General features: G+C 58.1%; 22 protein-coding genes. 9 read left to right on the top strand and 13 right to left on the bottom strand.

Annotated features, from left to right (window positions below; genetic code table 11):
* Positions 1 to 164: 164 nt before the first annotated feature.
* Together PI739_RS04515 and PI739_RS04510 are read left to right on the top strand one after the other, a co-directional pair.
* Positions 165 to 695, top strand: a complete 531-nt coding sequence (locus PI739_RS04515; RefSeq protein WP_003436676.1) for a hypothetical protein — start codon at positions 165 to 167, stop codon at positions 693 to 695.
* Between the two features lie 66 nt (positions 696 to 761).
* Complete coding sequence (locus tag PI739_RS04510; protein ID WP_044309816.1) at positions 762 to 1,130, top strand: c-type cytochrome; 369 nt, start codon at positions 762 to 764, stop codon at positions 1,128 to 1,130.
* A 66-nt stretch (positions 1,131 to 1,196) separates the two neighbouring features.
* Here PI739_RS04510 and PI739_RS04505 read toward each other — a convergent pair whose 3' ends face one another.
* Positions 1,197 to 1,367: a DUF6021 family protein gene (locus tag PI739_RS04505; RefSeq protein WP_003371575.1), complete on the bottom strand. Its 171-nt coding sequence runs from the start codon at positions 1,365 to 1,367 to the stop codon at positions 1,197 to 1,199.
* Positions 1,368 to 1,524: 157 nt separating this feature from the next.
* Between PI739_RS04505 and PI739_RS04500 the strand changes: the two genes are divergently transcribed.
* Positions 1,525 to 1,944: a hypothetical protein gene (locus PI739_RS04500; RefSeq protein ID WP_058396616.1), complete on the top strand. Its 420-nt coding sequence runs from the start codon at positions 1,525 to 1,527 to the stop codon at positions 1,942 to 1,944.
* A gap of 1 nt (position 1,945) precedes the next feature.
* Here the strand turns inward: PI739_RS04500 and PI739_RS04495 are convergent, their stop codons facing one another.
* Positions 1,946 to 2,275, bottom strand: a complete 330-nt coding sequence (locus tag PI739_RS04495; RefSeq protein WP_003371573.1) for an EthD family reductase — start codon at positions 2,273 to 2,275, stop codon at positions 1,946 to 1,948.
* 152 nt (positions 2,276 to 2,427) lie between these two features.
* On the opposite strand from PI739_RS04495, the gene PI739_RS04490 reads away from it, so the two are divergent.
* The 3 genes from PI739_RS04490 to PI739_RS04480 all read left to right on the top strand — a co-directional run bounded on the left by PI739_RS04490 (position 2,428) and on the right by PI739_RS04480 (position 4,631).
* Positions 2,428 to 2,721, top strand: coding sequence for a DUF6388 family protein (locus PI739_RS04490; protein WP_044309813.1), 294 nt, complete (start codon positions 2,428 to 2,430; stop codon positions 2,719 to 2,721).
* A gap of 125 nt (positions 2,722 to 2,846) precedes the next feature.
* A complete protein-coding gene (locus PI739_RS04485; RefSeq protein ID WP_003371569.1) occupies positions 2,847 to 3,536 on the top strand; it encodes a crotonase/enoyl-CoA hydratase family protein in 690 nt (229 codons plus the stop codon).
* Between the two features lie 123 nt (positions 3,537 to 3,659).
* Positions 3,660 to 4,631, top strand: a complete 972-nt coding sequence (locus PI739_RS04480; protein ID WP_003371567.1) for a magnesium and cobalt transport protein CorA — start codon at positions 3,660 to 3,662, stop codon at positions 4,629 to 4,631.
* Between the two features lie 63 nt (positions 4,632 to 4,694).
* On the opposite strand, the gene PI739_RS04475 is transcribed toward PI739_RS04480, so the two are convergent.
* Positions 4,695 to 5,423, bottom strand: a complete 729-nt coding sequence (locus PI739_RS04475) for an amidotransferase (protein ID WP_271351510.1) — start codon at positions 5,421 to 5,423, stop codon at positions 4,695 to 4,697.
* A 607-nt stretch (positions 5,424 to 6,030) separates the two neighbouring features.
* Here PI739_RS04475 and PI739_RS04470 point away from each other — a divergent pair.
* Entirely contained in the window at positions 6,031 to 6,402 is a 372-nt protein-coding gene (locus PI739_RS04470) for a rhodanese-like domain-containing protein (protein ID WP_005731508.1), read from the top strand.
* A 55-nt stretch (positions 6,403 to 6,457) separates the two neighbouring features.
* Here the strand turns inward: PI739_RS04470 and PI739_RS04465 are convergent, their stop codons facing one another.
* From PI739_RS04465 to PI739_RS04430, 8 genes are all read right to left on the bottom strand, one after another.
* Complete coding sequence (locus PI739_RS04465) at positions 6,458 to 7,288, bottom strand: transglutaminase family protein (RefSeq protein ID WP_003371560.1); 831 nt, start codon at positions 7,286 to 7,288, stop codon at positions 6,458 to 6,460.
* Positions 7,285 to 8,244 (bottom strand): alpha-E domain-containing protein, encoded by a 960-nt coding sequence (locus tag PI739_RS04460; protein ID WP_003371559.1) that lies wholly within the window; start codon positions 8,242 to 8,244, stop codon positions 7,285 to 7,287. The genes PI739_RS04465 and PI739_RS04460 overlap by 4 nt, the downstream gene beginning before the upstream one ends.
* 12 nt (positions 8,245 to 8,256) lie before the next feature.
* Complete coding sequence (locus tag PI739_RS04455; RefSeq protein WP_003371557.1) at positions 8,257 to 9,666, bottom strand: circularly permuted type 2 ATP-grasp protein; 1,410 nt, start codon at positions 9,664 to 9,666, stop codon at positions 8,257 to 8,259.
* 461 nt (positions 9,667 to 10,127) lie between these two features.
* Positions 10,128 to 10,469 (bottom strand): ribonuclease E inhibitor RraB, encoded by a 342-nt coding sequence (locus tag PI739_RS04450; RefSeq protein WP_003371555.1) that lies wholly within the window; start codon positions 10,467 to 10,469, stop codon positions 10,128 to 10,130.
* A 248-nt stretch (positions 10,470 to 10,717) separates the two neighbouring features.
* Entirely contained in the window at positions 10,718 to 10,954 is a 237-nt protein-coding gene (locus PI739_RS04445; RefSeq protein ID WP_003436696.1) for a hypothetical protein, read from the bottom strand.
* 190 nt (positions 10,955 to 11,144) lie between these two features.
* Entirely contained in the window at positions 11,145 to 13,232 is a 2,088-nt protein-coding gene (locus PI739_RS04440) for an LTA synthase family protein (protein WP_271351509.1), read from the bottom strand.
* A gap of 263 nt (positions 13,233 to 13,495) precedes the next feature.
* Positions 13,496 to 14,356, bottom strand: coding sequence for a polyamine aminopropyltransferase (gene speE / locus PI739_RS04435; protein WP_003371548.1), 861 nt, complete (start codon positions 14,354 to 14,356; stop codon positions 13,496 to 13,498).
* Between the two features lie 201 nt (positions 14,357 to 14,557).
* Positions 14,558 to 14,749, bottom strand: coding sequence for a PLDc N-terminal domain-containing protein (locus PI739_RS04430; RefSeq protein WP_003315122.1), 192 nt, complete (start codon positions 14,747 to 14,749; stop codon positions 14,558 to 14,560).
* Between the two features lie 152 nt (positions 14,750 to 14,901).
* Here PI739_RS04430 and PI739_RS04425 point away from each other — a divergent pair, with 152 nt between their 5' ends.
* Positions 14,902 to 15,828, top strand: coding sequence for a ZIP family metal transporter (locus PI739_RS04425; protein WP_003436702.1), 927 nt, complete (start codon positions 14,902 to 14,904; stop codon positions 15,826 to 15,828).
* On the opposite strand, the gene PI739_RS04420 is transcribed toward PI739_RS04425, so the two are convergent.
* Both PI739_RS04420 and PI739_RS04415 read right to left on the bottom strand, forming a co-directional pair.
* A complete protein-coding gene (locus tag PI739_RS04420; RefSeq protein ID WP_003371543.1) occupies positions 15,825 to 16,343 on the bottom strand; it encodes a hypothetical protein in 519 nt (172 codons plus the stop codon). The genes PI739_RS04425 and PI739_RS04420 overlap by 4 nt on opposite strands.
* 86 nt (positions 16,344 to 16,429) lie before the next feature.
* The gene (locus tag PI739_RS04415) at positions 16,430 to 16,975 is read right to left on the bottom strand and encodes an ankyrin repeat domain-containing protein (protein WP_003436706.1); all 546 of its coding nucleotides are present in this window, start codon (positions 16,973 to 16,975) and stop codon (positions 16,430 to 16,432) included.
* 346 nt (positions 16,976 to 17,321) lie between these two features.
* Here PI739_RS04415 and PI739_RS04410 point away from each other — a divergent pair, with 346 nt between their 5' ends.
* Positions 17,322 to 17,600 carry a DUF3509 domain-containing protein gene (locus PI739_RS04410; RefSeq protein WP_271351508.1) on the top strand — a complete coding sequence of 93 codons (279 nt, stop codon included), beginning with the start codon at positions 17,322 to 17,324 and terminating at the stop codon, positions 17,598 to 17,600.
* Positions 17,601 to 17,636: the final 36 nt, after the last annotated feature.

The following is a 17,636-nucleotide window of genomic DNA, read 5'->3' as shown; positions in this document are numbered from 1 at the left end:
CCCCCCATCGCGGGCTTTTCTTTGTCTGCGATTTGAGCATGCAGCGTCTGGCATGGGTCAAGAGACATCAGGGACACGACTGCTCAAGCAAGCGTCGGGCAGACAGGGAACATCATGCAGAAAACGATTTCCAAGCCCTACCTCCCGGATGAAACCCTGCAATCATGAAAAACACCCTGAAAAAACTGCTCCTCGCCGTTGCGTGTCTGGCGGCTGCTCCCGCGTTCGCTGCGTGTCAGATGACGCCGGTGGCGTATGACATGCCCTCGCAACGTCTGGACGAGGCCTTGCAGCAACTTGCGCACCGATCCGGCTGCCCGGTGAAGGTCGATCTGGGCGCGGACAGCAGCAGAAAGGTCAAGAAATTCAAGGGCACGTTCACGCCGGATCAGGCGCTTTGGCTGGTGTTGAAGAAAACCGGGCTGGAGGGCTATGTCGAAAACGACGGGCTCACCGTTGATCGTCGAGGCCAGGATTTCGTAAACCAGCGAGCAACTGAGCTACGCACAGCTATCGATGAGGCTGGCACGCGAATGGAAGCCAGAAAGAAAAAGCGCTTTCTTCACCAGTTGGAGACCATCGAAGCCGGAGCGAAGAAGCTGGTTCTTGAGCAGAGCTTTGTCAGCGCAGCCGAGATGGCGAGTTACAAGCGTGACTTCGACGAACTGTCGAGCCAGATACCGGCCAGCAAGTGATCCCGCGATAATTGCGCTAAGATTTGCCACTTTTGAGCAAAAGGCCGAACGCGCTGTGGATGACCGATGAAAAAAACCGCATTACTCCTGTTGGCACTGGCCCTGCCTGCGCTTGCTCAAGGCGCGGGCGATGCAGAGGCCGGGAAAGCAGTCTTCACCCGCCTCTGCTCGGGCTGTCACAAGATCGGCCCTTCTGCACGCAGCGCATTTGGCCCGCCCCTCAACGGCATCATTGGTCGTCAGGCGGGGCAACAGGAAGGCTACGTTTACACCGACGCGATGAAGAACTCGGGGCTGGTCTGGACGCGCGAAGAGTTGCGCACGTATATCAAGGACCCGAGCGAAGTTGTCCCCGGCACTCGCATGAAACTGTGGTGGATGGGTAACGATGAGCGAATGGAAGATCTGCTGGAATACCTGGATGCCAACAAGTAGTACGAAGGGGTAAAGCGAGATTCGGCTATAAATCGCCCCCGGTACTCACCGAGGGCAATCTGTCAGTTACTTGTCCGGTGTGTAAGGCGGGTAATCATCCTTGCTGCCTTTTTCGGTCGCAGGAGTCTTTGCAGGCTCAGTAGGGTCGATCTGCGGGTCTTTGGCGTCCGGCGACTTCTCGTCGAAACCCTGATCGTTGTTGTTTCCGTTGCTGCTGCCTGGCTGGGTGCCGGTCATGTGCGCCTCCGTTTGTTAAATTCAGGACCTGATAGTCAGAGAGCCTGTGGACACAGCCGTGCGATGTGTCTGACGAACGGACCTGGCAGAGGGATATGGCAGCGGCAAAGAGCAAATGATAGCCTTGCGCCATGCTTGCGTCTACCGGGAGTACATCATGAAAAGGCTTTCAATAACGCTGTCGATGTTTGCTTTGCTGGGCAGTGGCGCAACATACGGCGAGATCTTCAAATGCACATCACCTCAGGGCAAGGTGAGTTATGCATCCATCCCCTGCGATGAAAGCGCGCAAAGCGCATTGCAACGCCAGGGGCCGCCATACATGCGAGGGGACGACGAGCCGTTGGACTATGTTCACAAGACCAACCTCAAGGCGACCGAATACCTGAAGGTCGGCGGTCGCACTCGGGTGCAGGTGATCGAGACCGAGCGCTACAAGGCTTTCCAGCGAAACCGCCCGCCTCCCCCGAACGTCCCCTCGCAGTGCCAAAGCCCGCACTACGACAGTCAGTGTTTCGATCCGTCGGGTGGAATGTCCTCGAAAAAACGGCCGGCCCTCCAGGACAGCGCTCGATAACTTACAGAACGTTTTTCACATCGGCGCGCACTTCGCTGATCTGAATTTCAGGGATCAGGTCGGTGTAGTTGATGATATCGGCATTGATCTGTTTTGAATGCGGCCCCATGCCGGCTTCAAAGTCTTCAATGGAATCACAATAAATGTGGCACATGCCGATATACACGGGGTCCGAGCCTGGCGTTGCCCCGCCTATGCCTCGGTCCACGCTGTAACCCTTGCAGTACGTGCCCATCAGCTCCTGCACCAGCGGCATGTGTTTGTCACGATAGTAATCGTGGTCGAAACGGGCACCCTCTTCATACGCATACAGCACGCTGACTTTGATCATAACGACAGGCTCCTCTTCAAGTGATCGATAAATTCGTGCGGACAGCCGCTTGCAAGTGCTGACACCAAAGGCCACCTCCCTCACAATCACGCCGTCTTGCCGGGCTATTCCAAGAGACAGCCTGGCTATCGAAACGTTTGAGGAAAAACCACATGAATACGCTTGAGTGGAACGAGGCCGCGCTGGCGAAATACCTCGCGACCCATCCGACCCTGAAGGATGAGATCAGCGCGTTGAGCCCCAAGGAGCAAAAGCAGCAAGTGCAGTGGGCGTTCGAAGATGAGGCCGAGAGCCAGGGTCTCGAAACCTGGGAGCTGGCGCTGGAACTGATTGCCGAGTCGCCCGAACAGTTGCAGAGCATGCGTCTGGAAGCACACCGTCAGGTCGCCGAAGCGCTGGGGATGGACTGGGAAGAATATTGCGGATTCAACGATATCCAGCCATGACGCAGAGCGCAGTCGGCGCTGAATCCGCCATTGATCGGCACGCCATTCAGTGACCCGGCAGTCAGCGCTTTACCTGCTCCCTATGGATGAGTAACGTCTGCTCACTTCAATAAAGGAATCACGTCATGAGTGATCTGGTCTCATACCATCTGGACGACGGTGTCGCCACGCTGACCCTGAACAACGGCAAGGTCAATGCCATTTCCCCGGACGTGATCGTTGCGTTCAACGCCGCGCTGGACCAGGCCGAAAAGGATCGGGCCATCGTTATTCTCACCGGCCAGCCGGGCATTCTGTCGGGCGGTTACGACCTCAAGGTCATGACCTCCAGCCCCGAGGCCGCGATCGAGCTGGTCGCACAGGGCTCGACGCTGGCGCGGCGCATGCTGTCGCACCCCTTCCCGATCATCGTCGCCTGCCCCGGCCACGCGGTTGCCAAGGGCGCCTTTCTGCTGCTGTCCGCCGATTATCGAATCGGTGTCGCCGGGCCATTCAGTATCGGTCTGAACGAAGTGCAGATCGGCATGACCATGCACCATGCCGGTATAGAGCTGGCGCGCGATCGCCTGCGCAAATCGGCGTTCAATCGCTCAGTGATCAACGCCGAGATGTTCGACCCTGAAGCAGCGATGGCCGCCGGCTTCCTCGACCGCGTGGTCAGCGTCGAGGAGCTGCAGAGCACCGCGCTGGCCGTCGCCGGGCAATTGAAGAAGATCAACATGAGCGCGCACAGGAAGACCAAACTCAAGGTCAGAAAGGCCTTGCTCGACACGCTGGAGGCAGCGATCGAACAGGATCGGCAGCACATGCTCTGAGGCTCGACCGAAGCCCGCGCCAACGGGCTTTCGTTTATCGGCGAACTCATACGCATTTGATCAATCTGATCAGCGACCGCGCATGTTTTTGCGCCACTGACAAATTGAAGAAGCGATAGCACCATGGGTCGAGTTGTTGCAGCAGCGGTGTACAGCAAGGGTAAAAAAGTCCGTGATATCACCCTCGATGAGGGCGCCGCCTGGGCAGCCAAGCCCGATCACTTTGTCTGGATAGGACTGGAGCAGCCCACCAACGCGGAGCTGACCAGCCTCAAGGAGCAGTTCAATCTGCATGAGCTGGCCCTTGAAGACGCGCTGGAGGTGCATAGCCGTCCGAAGCTGGAAACCTTTGGCGATGCACTGTTCATCGTGACTTACGCCCCCGTACGCGACAACGGCAAGCTGCTGTTCATCGAAACCCATATCTTCGCCGGCAAGGGCTATGTCATCACCTCGCGCAACGGCCACTCCAAGTCCTACGGGCTGGTGCGTCAGCGTTGCGAGGCCAGACCACTGCTGCTGGAGCACGGCGAAGACTTCGTGCTCTACGCGCTTCTGGACTTCGTGACCGAGAACTATCAGCCGGTGACCGAAGCCATTCACGCCGAGCTCGAGCAACTGGAGCAGAGCGTCATCGGTGGCTCGTTGCGCGAGTCCGACATCCAGCACATTCATGCCCTGCGCCGCGACCTGTTACGCATGCGTCGCTACGTGGCACCCATGGTGGAAGTGGGCGAAGAATTGCAGAGACTGAGTTTTCCGTTCATCGACAAGAACATGCGCCCCTACTTTCGCGATGTCGAAATTCACGTCAAGCGCCAGATGGAAGACCTGGGCAACCTGTGTGACATCGCCAGCCAGACGATCGAAATCGGCCTGCTGCTGGAGTCTTCGCGGCAGAGCATCGTGCAACGCAAGTTCGCCGGTTGGGCAGCGATTCTGGCGTTCCCGACAGCGATTGCCGGCATCTACGGCATGAATTTCGAGAACATGCCTGAACTCAAGTGGGAATACGGCTACTTCATCGTGCTGGGCGTCATTCTGGGCGGGTGTACGGCACTGTTCGCCAGCTTCAAGCGCTCCGGCTGGCTATAAACCCGCCACTGCAACCTCATTCAAACAGTCCGGCGAACGCATGACGATGGGCCATGCGCCGGGTCAGACTGACTGTTTTTCCGGTTTGTGCGCCACAAAGCGCATCATCCATTCCGCCACTGTCGCGCCATGATGGTCGTGGTCAAGGCTGGCCACACCCTGCTTGTAAATCTGCTCGCCCAGCGCTTCCTGACGAAGGTCAAGCAAGGTGCGTGAAAAATCATGGATGAACTCGGGATGCCCCTGGAAACACAGCACCTGATCATTGATATGGTAAGCCGCAAACGGGCAGAACTCGCTGGACGCAATGACCGTGGCGTTCTCGGGCAGCGCGGTGACCTGATCCTGATGACTGATCAGCAGCGTGAGCGTGTCCATCGCCGGTGTCATCCACGGCCTGGCGGGGGCCAGTTGATAATGGTGAATCCCGACGCCCCACCCCTGCACGGCACGCTCGGTCCTGCCGCCCAGCAGTAAGGCCAGCAACTGGTGACCGAAGCAGATGCCCAGCAGTTTTTCGCCGCGCTGATACAGTTCCAGCAGATAGACCTTCAAGGTCTGAATCCAGGGGTCGGTGCCAAATGAGTCGGCCTTGCTGCCGGTCACCAGGTAAGCATCGAACTGCTCGTCTGAAGGTGGATAGTCGCCCTGCACCACGTTGTAAACCGTCAGCTCTGCGGCGATGGGCTGGCGAGCGAAGAGTAATTCGAACATCCGCCCATACCCGTGATATTGCTCGACCAGTTCAGGTCGCAGATTGTCGGTTTCCAGAATACAGATGCGTAAAGACATAAAAGGGATCCTGAAGCAGTAATGAGGCAGTAGCGCACCGGCAGAGCCTGCCTTGAAGGCCTCGGCAAATCAAGCAGTGCCCCGTCCCGCTTCAGACGTTTATTCCATGTAGGAAAAATCTGTCCCGGACGAACGGTGCAAAGCTGACGGGCAAAGACGAAGCGTCTAGAAAAGGCCTGTTGATTCAGCGCCCCTTCCGATAATAGCTTTCGCTTCTAGATAAGCAATTTTAGATTCCCAACAGTTCTAAACTCCAGGGCACCTCGGCTCTATGGTTAGATCTGTAACAGGAAGCGCGCAAAATCCTTTCAGCGCTCGGGCCAGCGGTCGAATGACCGGACCCACCTGTTCAATGCGCAACCTTGCCAGCAGTCGATGATCCGTTTTGCGGATCGGCCTGCTTCTGTCGCTCAGGAATAACAACAAAAGGCGGTCAGCCATGTTCAAGTTCAAGCACTCCAAAGTACGTCAGGCGGGATTGATCCTCTTTACCACTGCGCTGTTATTGATCGTGCCTAACCTGAATCGATTGTTTGGCTGATCCACGCGCTTTCGAACTATGTTCAACTGTGCAACTCTTTCCATTCGCACTGAGGGAGGTGGGTTTATGCGCCAATGGATTGCTGTTTGGGCACTTGTCAGCAGCTTCGCAGCACACGCGGGGATGGTCGATCAGGCTGCGGCCGTGGCAGCGTTGAAGGAAGGCAAACTGGCAATGGATGTACGTAGCCAGACCGACTATGACGCAGGCACGGTACTGAACGCCGTACGCGTCGATGACCGACGGTTGGTCAATCAGATGAAACAGGTGCTCAACGACCGCAATGCCGTGTTCGTCATTTTCAGCAGCACGGACAGCAAGGCCGACAAGGCTCAGGAACAGCTCAGGGCTGCGGGCTACTTCAGCGTCATCAATGGCGGCAACTATGAAGAGCTGCATAACGCGCTCTACGACATCACCGACGACCCTGCCGAATGAACAATGGCCGGGTAGTTGAGCCCGGCCATTTCATGATGCGCAGACCCGCTGCGGGTTACTGATGCTGCGTCTGGACTTGCACGCGGGTTTTCACTTTCGGCGTGCCGGTCATGGGCGACACCACGACCTTGGCGTGCATCTGCTCGGATCCGCCGCCGCGCCGCATGCCGCGCACCGGACAGGCGTCCAGATAGTCCAGCCCGACCGCCAGTTTCAAATGGCGCTCGGGGATCGCCAACTGATTGGTGACATCGAAACTGTACCAGGCGTCGTCTATCCAGGCCTCGGCCCAGGCGTGGCTGGACAGATGCTCGCTGTCTTCGCTGCACAGATAACCGGAAACATAACGGGCCGGCACCCCAAGGCTGCGGGCACAGGCCAGAAACGCATGAGTATGGTCCTGACAGACGCCAGAGCGTCCGGCGAAGGCCTGCGCGGCACTGGTGTCCACTTCGGTCGCGCCCTGGGTGTAGGTCATGTGCTGGTTGAGCGCCTGCATCAGGTCGATCAACCCTGTGCGGTCAGCCCGCTTGCGACACTCCATCGCCGCAAAACTGCGAATCGCTTCGTCAGGCTCGGTCAGTCGCGTCACGCGCAAAAACGGTAATGCCGACTGGCTTTCGTGCTCGGCCTCGCGGGTTTCGTCGATTTCCACCTGCCCGCGCGCGCCGATGATGATCGCTTCGTGCGGCTCTTCCAGGCTCAGGACGTGCAGGATATTGCCAAAGGGATCGATCTGCGCACGCACCGGACGTGGCAACGTCAGCTGCCAGCTGAGCACTTGCTGGCGCTCACTGTCGTGAGGCGTCAGGCGCAGATACTGGATACTCGAGCGCACCTGGTCATCGTAGTGATAGGTGGTCTCATGGCTTATCGAAAGTCTCATGCAGCCTCCAGGTACGAAGTGTGAATGGCATCACCCAGTTGGGCCAGCAGCGGAATGAATTCGTTCAACCACTCGTGCAGGCCTTCAGCCAGGATCTCGTCGATGCTGGTGTAGCGCAATCTGGCATCCATCTCGGCCGCCATGCGCTGTGCGGGACGCCCGTTGACGCCCGGCAGGCTGGCCAGAATGACGTCCATCTCTTCCAGGCACGCGCGTAGCGAGCGTGGAATGTCAGCACGCAGCAACAACAGTTCAGCAACCTGACGCGCGCCTGGCGCATCCCGATAGACTTCAGTGTAAGCCTCGAACGAGGACAGTGCGCGCAGCAAGGCGCTCCACTGGTAATAACCGGCCGCCGAGTTGTCTGCCGCAGCATTGGCCTGTGGCCCACGCAATTCAAGCATTTCATAGCGGGCATCGAGCATGCGCATGGTGTTGTCGGCGCGCTCGATGAACGTGCCCAGACGGATGAAACGGAACGCATCGTTACGCATGATGGTGCCGTAGGTCGCGCCACGGAACAGGTGCGAACGCTCCTTGACCCATTCACAGAAACGGCTCATGCCGTAGCGGGTCAGGCCCTGCTGGGCGATGCCGCGAATCTCCAGCCAGGTGGAGTTGATGTTCTCCCACATGTCTGCGGTGATGCGCCCGCGCACCGCGTGCGCACTGGCCCTCGCTGCGCCCAGGCAGCTGTAGATGCTGGCGGGGTTGGTGGCGTCCAGGGCAAAGAAATGCAGCATGCGCTCGGCATGCAGCTCGCCATGACGCTCGATATAGGTTTCCAGCGTTCCGGTGATCAGCAACGGCATGGCTATTTCATCCAGCCCGTCGCCCCGCCCGTCCTGCGGCATCAGCGACAGCGAATAGCTCACGTCCAGCATGCGGGCGAGGTTCTCCGCTCGCTCCAGGTAACGCGACATCCAGAAAAGATCAGAGGCAGTTCTACTTAACATTGGCAGGCATCCTTAATCCTCGACCACCCAGGTGTCTTTGGTTCCGCCACCCTGTGACGAATTGACCACCAGTGAGCCTTCACGCAAGGCCACTCGGGTAAGCCCGCCAGGCACAACGCGGGTTTCACGACCGGACAGAACAAACGGGCGCAAATCGATATGTCGCGGGGCGATGCCGTTCTCGACAAAGGTCGGACAGGTCGACAGGCACAAGGTGGGTTGGGCGATGTACGCATGCGGCTTGGCCTTGAGGCGTGCCCGGAAGGCTTCGATCTCGGCGGCGGTCGCTGCGGGGCCGACCAGCATGCCGTAGCCACCGGAGCCCTGGGTTTCCTTGACGACCAGATCGCCGAGGTTGGCCAGCACATGGGACAGCTCTTCCGGCTTGCGGCACTGCCAGGTCGGCACGTTTTTGAGAATCGGCTCTTCATCCAGATAGAAGCGAATCATGTCGGTGACGTAGGGGTAAACCGACTTGTCATCCGCGACGCCGGTACCGATGGCATTGGCCAGCACCACATTGCCGGATCGATAGGCAGACAGCAGCCCAGGAACGCCCAGCATCGAATCAGGGTTGAAGGCCAGCGGATCGAGGAATGCGTCATCGAGACGACGATAGATCACATCAACGGCTTTCGGGCCGTCGGTGGTGCGCATGAACACGCGGTCATCACGGACAAACAGGTCGGCACCTTCCACCAGTTCAACGCCCATCTCGCGAGCCAGAAACGCATGCTCGAAAAAGGCGCTGTTGAAGCGGCCAGGCGTCAGCACCACGACACTCGGGTTGTCCAGATGGCTGGAACTCTTGAGCGTGTCGAGCAACAGGTTCGGGTAATGATCGATCGGCGCAATGCGCTGTGCGGAAAACAGCTCCGGAAACAGGCGCATCATCATCTTGCGGTCTTCGAGCATGTAGCTCACGCCGCTCGGAGTGCGCAGGTTGTCTTCCAGCACGTAATACGTGCCATCACCGTCGCGCACCAGATCGACGCCGGAAATATGCGAGTACAGATCGCGGTGCAGATTCAGGCCCTGCATTGCCAACTGGTACTGCTCGTTGGCCAGCACCTGTTCGGCGGGAATGATCCCGGCCTTGATAATGCGCTGGTCGTGATACAGATCCGCGAGAAACATGTTCAGCGCCTTGACGCGCTGAATGCAGCCACGCTCGACAACCCGCCATTCGCTGGCCGGGATGCTGCGCGGGATGGTATCGAAAGGGATAAGCCGCTCGGTGCCCTGCTCATCACCATAGAGTGTGAACGTGATCCCGGCACGGTGAAACAGCAGATCAGCTTCGCGCCTGCGTTGAGCCAAAAGCTCGGGAGGCGTATCACCCAGCCAGCGGGCGAACTCCCGATAGTGCGGACGGACTACGCCGCCCGCATCGTACATCTCGTCATAAAAGGTGCGGATCATGCCGTACTCCTTGTCACCATGGACACCAAGACCATCGCAAAGCCCGTGCCACCGGCATAAACGCTTTAATTTCAAAAGGTTAGGTAAACACTCGACGTTCTACGCACCATTCCTGTGCACTAAACGCCCAAGCCAATTCTTTTGCGCCTCATTCGGAAGCGTCATTCAACCGTGAAATCTATGATCAGCATAGTCAGAGTTGATTTCCGCCAACAGCATTAGTTCGCCACACTCCACAGCAACCGAGCAAACAGGGCACCAAACGCCGTTTTTTGCCGCAACCGATATTTTGTCCAGCAGATGAAGAACGCCTGCGGATTTTAAACAGACTTCCCTTTGCGCCACTCGTTTGAGTGGCTTTTTTTTGACCACTGTTTATGAACGCGGGCCGAAAACAGAACCGGCCGATCCGGAACGTGTCCCGAATCAGCCGGTGGTGTATGCCTGACAATCCGCAGCCATCAAGCGTGCAGTCTTCTGATCTCCTGAGTAACGCCCCATCCCTCGACTTCGCCGTCCATAGGTGAAATGACCGTCTGGAAGTCCTGCTCGAAGTCACCAATGCCGTGATAAGTCGCGTACATGACTTTGCTCAATTGCAGGTGCCAATGGCCGTCATCACGTACGTTTACCTGGGTGTTGAGGGATTCGCCGCGAAATTGCTCTGCGGCCTGCCGTGCCCGTTCCTCATCCGGGAAGATGGCGTAGAACTCGATGGGATAGATTCGCGCGAAGTCAAAACCGCCTTCTTTCATGCGGCGCAGTACGTTACTGCTGATGTCCTCTTGATAGGCTGTGCTCATGAAACGTCCTCCTATGCAACGATAGATAGAGTTTCAACTCTTCCAGAGCGACCGCCGAGTCCTCGGGGGCCGCCTCACGACAGATAATCCGGCGTGGGGAATCAAGCATGTAGCTGACCGGACCAGGCTTGGCGCCGGTCGGGTATCGAGATGTCAGAGGCCGTCTGAACAGCCTCATCTGCAGAGTAGCCCCATCGTGGGCCGGATGCCAAGTGGTTGCCACGAAAAGGTTTTTGAATCAGCGCAGATCAGGCAACTTCTGTAATGGAAATAATCTGCACACTGTTATGGTCCTTGAGCGTCTTCACGGTAGGCTCCTCAGTACGCCCGTCAAGATCATTGAGATCCAGCTCGTCGGTCATTGGGTAAAGGTCCTTGCGCAGGAAACGCGCAGCCTCTTCCTCACTGGGACGCTCATCAAAACCAGCCTCGCGGCGCTGCTGCACACCATCCTTGTCCAGATACAAAATGGCCCACTGTTTCATCAATGCCTCCCATACGAAGCCAGGCACTCTGGCTTATGTGATCTGGACCTTTTGGCCCGCGCATTCGTTCAACCGATTACGCCGCAGGGCCACCCATGACGGGTAAAAAAAAGACCCTCGCAGTCAATGCCGAGGGCCCTTGTCGCCAGACTGATTCGACTCGCCGGTCAGCCGGACGAGTCGGTTGTCATTAGTTGCGGTTTTTGCTGGCTTCTACACCGGCCGTGTTGTCCAGCAGGCTCTTGGTGGCCGTCTGCAGGAAGCTTTCCAGCTTGCGCTTGAGCTCCTGCGTGTCCGGCGCATCAGGCACTTCTTCGGCATGCGGCTTGGCACCGAGCGTGTAGGTCAACAGCTTGGCAGGCATCTCGGTCGGTTCGATCAGGATGCGATTGCCGCTGATGATAGCGACCACCTGCTCACTGCCCGACGGCTTGATCACACCGAAGCCCTTGTCACCCTCAGGCAGGTTCAGCAGATCGCGGCCCCAGCACTGGTTGCGGTTCAGGCCACCCAGACGCCCCATGATGGTCGGTACTACGTCGACCTGCGTACCCACAATGCTGCTGCGCTGGCCGAACTTCTCCTGCACACCAGGGCCGATCAGCAGCAGAGGCACGTTGAAACGGCCCAGGTCCATTTCAGTCAGTTGCTTATCGTTACCAAAACCATGGTCGCCCAGCACCACGAACAACGTGTTCTTGTAGTAAGGCTCTTTTTTGGCCTTCTCGAAGAACTGGCCGAGCGCCCAGTCGGCATAACGCATGGCGGTCAAATGCTCGTCCAGCGAGCCATGCCCGGTGACGCGCTCGACCGGCAGAGGATCCGGCAGCGCATACGGCGTGTGGTTGGACAGGGTCTGCAACAAGGCATAGAACGGCTTGCCGTCCTGACGGGCCTTGAGCTCCTGCGCACCACGGTCGAACATGTCCTGGTCGGAAACACCCCAGGTCGGATCGGAGAACACCGGATTGACGAAGTCCTCGCGGCCGACGAAGTTGGTCATGCCCTGGTTGCTGAAGAAACCCGACTGGTTGTCCCAGGCAAAGTTGCCGTTATAGACGTAGACGTCGTCGTAGTTGCGGCCCGTACTCAGCAATTGCGGAAGACCCGACAGCTTGTGGCTGCCTTCCGGCGTTTGCATCAGGTACTCGAAGCCCGGCAGGTTCGGGAAGCACGCCATGGTGGCGAACATGCCCTGGTGGGTGTGGGTACCGTTGGAGAAGAAGTGATCGAACAACAGGCCTTCCTTGGACAACTTGTCGAAGTACGGCGTGATGTTGGCATCGTTGCCCAGGGCGCCTACCGAGTGACCGGCAAAGCTTTCCATCAGGATCACCACCACGTTGCGGATCGGCAAGGTGTTCTCTGCCGGTGGCGTGAAGTCGCGACGCACAGCGGCAATATCCGGCTCGACCAGCTTGTCATTCGGTGTCAGCAGCATGTCGCGCACGGTCTGCTGGGCCTCGTTCTGTGGCAGCGTGGCTTTCCAGATGTTGTCGCGATCTTCGGACATACGGCTCTTGGCCGCCGTGATCAGCGTCAGAGTGCCATTGAGCCCCAACTGGTTGGCGAAATTGGACTCGGTGGTGTAGGCGTCGCCCCAGCGCAAAGGCGGGCCCTGGCGCAAGGTGCCACGGATGCAGACCACCATGACCAGCAACACCAGCACGAACACACCGGCGCGCACATACCAAGGCGCAATGGAACGAGTGGCCTCCGGACTGGTTTTTGCAGCAACACGTGGACGGGTTGCACGGTCAATACCCTTGAACACCAGACTCAGCAGCCAGGTCACCACGGCCCATGCCAGCAGGTAACGGACCACCGGGAAACCGTACCAGAGCATGCTCAGGACAGTCTTCGGGTCTTCCTTGACGTACTGAAACACCAGGCCGTTCAGGCGCTGGTGAAACTCACGGTAGAAGTCCATTTCCATCAAGCCGAAGAACAGCGTGATGCTGCCGACCACGGTCAGCCAGAAACGGAAGAACCCGCGTGCCGCCATGGCGCGTGCGCTGAACAGCGACAGCACCAGCGGAATCAACAGGTACATGGTCAGGCGCAGGTCGAAGCGCGTGCCGTTGAACAGTGCTTCAAGGAACGTCGAGGCAGGCGTGTCGCCAATCATCTCGCGGTTGTAGACCAGCAGACCGATACGCAACAGCGTATACATCACCATCAGGGCGAAGCCACTGAGCAGGATGTAAGCCAGATGCGATTTGACAGTGGGATTTTGCAGGCGGGCTTGCCGATGAATCTGGGCGTCCGTTTTGGCCATGGTTGTCAGGATCCGGTGGATTCAGGGGTAGGTTCAGGGTGCAGCGCCGCCTTGCTCTTGAGGCAGACGGCGCGCGACAGGGCGCAGATATTACTTGATTGCGGGTCGCCAGGGGCCAGGTCAGCCCATGAAGACGCGTGCCTGTTCAGCTTCGCGCGCAATTCTGTGACAGAACGTGTGAAATTTCTGTCGCGAATTAAGCGCTTATAAAGCCTTGCAGGCGACGCTCGAGAGAATCCGGCTCGAGAAGCCGGACCGACTCATCAGTCGTTGCTGGCCTTGCCCACGGCCTGCAGAACGTACTGCGGCAAGGCGAACGCACCGATGTGGACTTCCGGATTGTAATAACGCGTAACAATACCGCTGCCCGAGAAACGCTGACGCAGGGTTTCCAGCGGCAATTTGCGATAGCTCTTGTCGGTCGAGCCCCAGGCGAAGGTCATCGCTCCGCCGATGTAGGTCGGGATGGCAGCGTGATAGAAATGCCAGTCGGCAAACAGACCGTTCATACGCCCGGCCGTGGTCTGCACACCGCTCAACTGCATGAAGGGCGTGCCGTTCTGGGTGACCAGAATGCCGCCTTCGTTGAGGCAGCGATGGCAGGCCTGATAAAAGTTTTCCGAGAACAGGACTTCACCCGGGCCGATCGGATCGGTGGAGTCGGAGATGATCACGTCGAACTTTTCTTCGGTGGTCGCGACGAAGCGCATGCCGTCGTCGATGACCAGGTTCAGACGCGAATCGTCAAAGGCGCCGCTGGAATGATTGGGCAGATATTCCTTGCACATCTCGACCACGGTCGCATCGATCTCGACCATGGTGATGTGTTCGACGCTCATGTGCTTGGCGACTTCACGTAGCATACCGCCGTCGCCGCCGCCGATGATCAACACACGCTTGGCTGCACCGTGCGCCAGAATCGGCACATGGGTGAGCATTTCGTGGTAGATGAACTCGTCAGCTTCGGTGGTCTGAATGACGCCGTCCAGCGCCATGACACGGCCCATGCGCGGGTTCTGGAAGATCACCAGGTGCTGGTGATCGGTACGTACTTCGTGAAGCATTTTTTCCATACGAAAGCGCTGGCCGTAGCCTTCGTATAACGTTTCCTGATAATCGCTCATGGGTAAGCTCCCGCTGGGTACTGATGACAGGACGGCCGACCGCCCACAACAAAGGCGCGCATTCTACGTCGAGGAACATGACAGGTCGAACCTCTATGCAGCCTGGCGTGCCATTGCCGCTGCGAATGCCTGGCGCATGAAACGAAAAACGCCTGATTACCCAAGGTAATCAAGCGTTGTTTTGCCCAGCGTGTGGACGCATCACATGCGTACGTTGCCACGCGGTCCGAGGATTGCCCAGATGATCAGGCCTACCACAGGAAGCAGTACGATCAGCAATACCCAGAGGATTTTCTTGCCGGTCTCGGCACCGCTTTTCAAGACGTTGATGATGGCCCAGATATCGAGCGCCAGAATGATCAAGCCGACCAGGCCGTTGAAGCTAGAACCCATGGTGTTGCCCCTAAATTGAATGCTTACCCTCCTAGGATAGTAGCGCCGTTCGGGGGTTCCGTTGAACCAACCTTATATTCTCGGGCTCCCAGACGGGGTCGACTTTGTATTTCAGTCACCATCGCTCCCCCTTTATCAAAGGTAGCCTGTCAATGCCTACGCCCGCACAACCCCGAACGCCCTGGGCGGCCTGGTTAAACCAGTTCCAGGGCAGCCCACTGGTGAGCCTGGGCTTTGCCCTCGCCCTGCTGATCGTCGTCGGCCTCGTTGGCATCAGTCTTTATAACGCCTTCCATGGCACCAGTGAGGTCAACTTCAATCACGCCCTGCTGGGCGGCATCGCGGGTTTTCTGGCCACGGCGCTAGGCGCCGTGATGGCGGTTGCCCTGCGCAATGTTTCGCAACGCGCTCAGGACATCATGCTCGGCTTTGCCGCCGGAATGATGCTGGCGGCCAGTTCGTTCTCGCTGATTCTTCCAGGCCTGGAAGCCGCCCGGGACATTACCGACAGCGGCCCATGGGCCGCTGCGACGGTTGTTGCCGGTCTGGGACTGGGTGTGCTGCTGATGCTGGGACTGGACAAATTCACCCCGCACGAGCATGAAAGCGTAGGCCGCCAGGGACCTCATTCGGAGCGAATCAGTCGGGTCTGGCTGTTCGTGCTGGCGATCACCCTGCATAACCTGCCTGAGGGCATGGCGATTGGCGTCAGTTTCGCCAGCGGCGACATGAATGTCGGCCTGCCATTGACCACCGCCATCGCCATTCAGGACATTCCCGAAGGTCTGGCCATTGCGCTGGCCCTGCGCGCCACCGGCCTGTCAGCCTTCAAGGCGATGCTGGTGGCCATCGGTTCCGGGCTCATGGAGCCACTGGGCTCACTGGTGGGCCTGGGTATCTCCAGCGGCTTTGCCATCGCCTATCCGCTGAGCATGGGGCTGGCAGCAGGCGCGATGATCTTCGTGGTGTCCCATGAAGTCATCCCGGAAACCCACCGCAATGGCCATCAGACCTCGGCAACCCTGGGCCTTATGGGCGGCTTTGCGGTGATGATGTTTCTCGATACGGCGCTGGGTTAACCGCGCAATGCCTGCAGTGCAGGTGCGGCATGGATGCCTGCCGATGCTGCCAGCTCGACTACACGCGCTTCATCACGGCCGTATACCAGCACCGCTTGCAACTCGTCATCCAGTGGCTGGCTGAAGTTCATCAGCACATAGCCGCCCATCTCCTTGTTCATGCTGCTCAACTGAATCTGAATGCGATTGAGCGCGACCAGCGGCTCTACCTTGGCCAGCTGCCTGGGCTTGATGTTGAAGGTCACGTCCTTGCCAAACGACTGAACGATCTGCTCGAACAGGTCCATGTAGCTGTCGGCCTGGAACAGCACGGTTTCCGGCAGACTGCCCACCACGACCCACTCGCCCAGCGGGATCGGGAATGTATCGTCGTAGTTGATATCAGGGTTGGCGGCCAGAAATGCCTGCGGATCGGCATACGCCTGCGCGGCTTCATCGGCGATATGCACGATTTCATCGTCGCCCATGCAGCCGGAGCTGACTTTGCTGATTAATTCGACCAGTGAGTCTTTCATGGGGGGCGATCCTGATAGCGGGCAAAAAAAGAGGCGCGAAGGATAACGGTAAATCCATCGCGCCTCTATGTGTTCATGCCTCGCTGTCAGGACCGGGCTGGCTGCACGCCCATTCTGGTCAACTGCTCAATGGTGACGGTCGCGCCCATTGCCTGAGCGGCGCCCAGTGCAGTGATGCCCTTGGCGTCAGTGGCATGCGGGTCCGCGCCCTGACTGATCAGGTAATCGACTATTTCGTTGCGATTGAACATCGCCGCCATCATCAATGCGGTACGGCCATCGGCAGAGGCACCGTCTATGTCGGCACCCGCCTCGACCAGCAACCTGACCACCGCCAGATCGCCCTTGAACGCTGCACCGGCGATGGGGCTTTGGCCGTTATCGTTGCGGATTTCAGGATCAGCCTTGTGGTTCAGTAGCACACGGACCGCATCCGCATGGCAGTGATAGCTGGCCAGCATCAGCAGCGTATCGCCTTTGTGGTTGCGCAGATCTGCAGGCAGACCCTTTTCAAGCAGGCGCTCCAGCATGACTGCATTTCCCTGGCGAGCCACATCGAATACCTGTTCGGCGAACTCGGCGGCTTCGTCTTCAGTCATGGTTTTCGAAGCGCTGATATCTGTATCGGTCATTAACTACTCCTTGGCGCACGGTACTCCGGGCATGCGTTGACCCGGCGTCGATACACACACTGACCTCAAGTCTCGCCAGCTGTTCGATCAGCATCGACGCGGATGCGCAATGCCTGCTCCTGATCGCCGCTATCCATGCAATCCCCCTTCTGCCCGATCCCCATCGTGCAGGAAACGGCAAAATGCAGGGCGCACGAAGGGTGTTCATGCAAAATGCACGAAGCCTGAAATTAGAGGATATTTCAAGTCATTGATTTTAAAGGATTTATTTTAAGGGAAAGACTGGCACAGACACTGCAATAGTACTTGCAAGCTTGTTATCCCATGAGCAATGGAGCCGCCTCACATGACTTTTATTCAAGAAAAATTCGCTTCCGTATTCTCCGACTACACCGTTACTACCCAGCCGCGCCCAGATGGTGGTGTTCTGTTGTCACTGCGTACCCAGGATGGTAAGCAGATCCGTCGCTCAGTCTCTTATGCTCAGTTGCACACACCAGTTCAACTGGAATGGGTAATCAGCGCCATCCGCCGCGACCTGGCTGCACAAGCCAGCGAGCTGCCAGCTATCTCGATGCTGCAAAGCCAGCACCGTTTTGATCTGCCGACGTACCACACACATTGATTTTGCCCGCCACCCTCTTGGGTGGCACCCGCTTTA

Origin of the sequence: Pseudomonas cerasi, assembly GCF_027983475.1 — a bacterium.
Lineage (GTDB): Bacteria > Pseudomonadota > Gammaproteobacteria > Pseudomonadales > Pseudomonadaceae > Aquipseudomonas > Aquipseudomonas cerasi.
The sequence above is the reverse complement of the archived record's forward strand: the minus strand, read 5'-3'. Positions and strand labels throughout refer to the sequence as shown.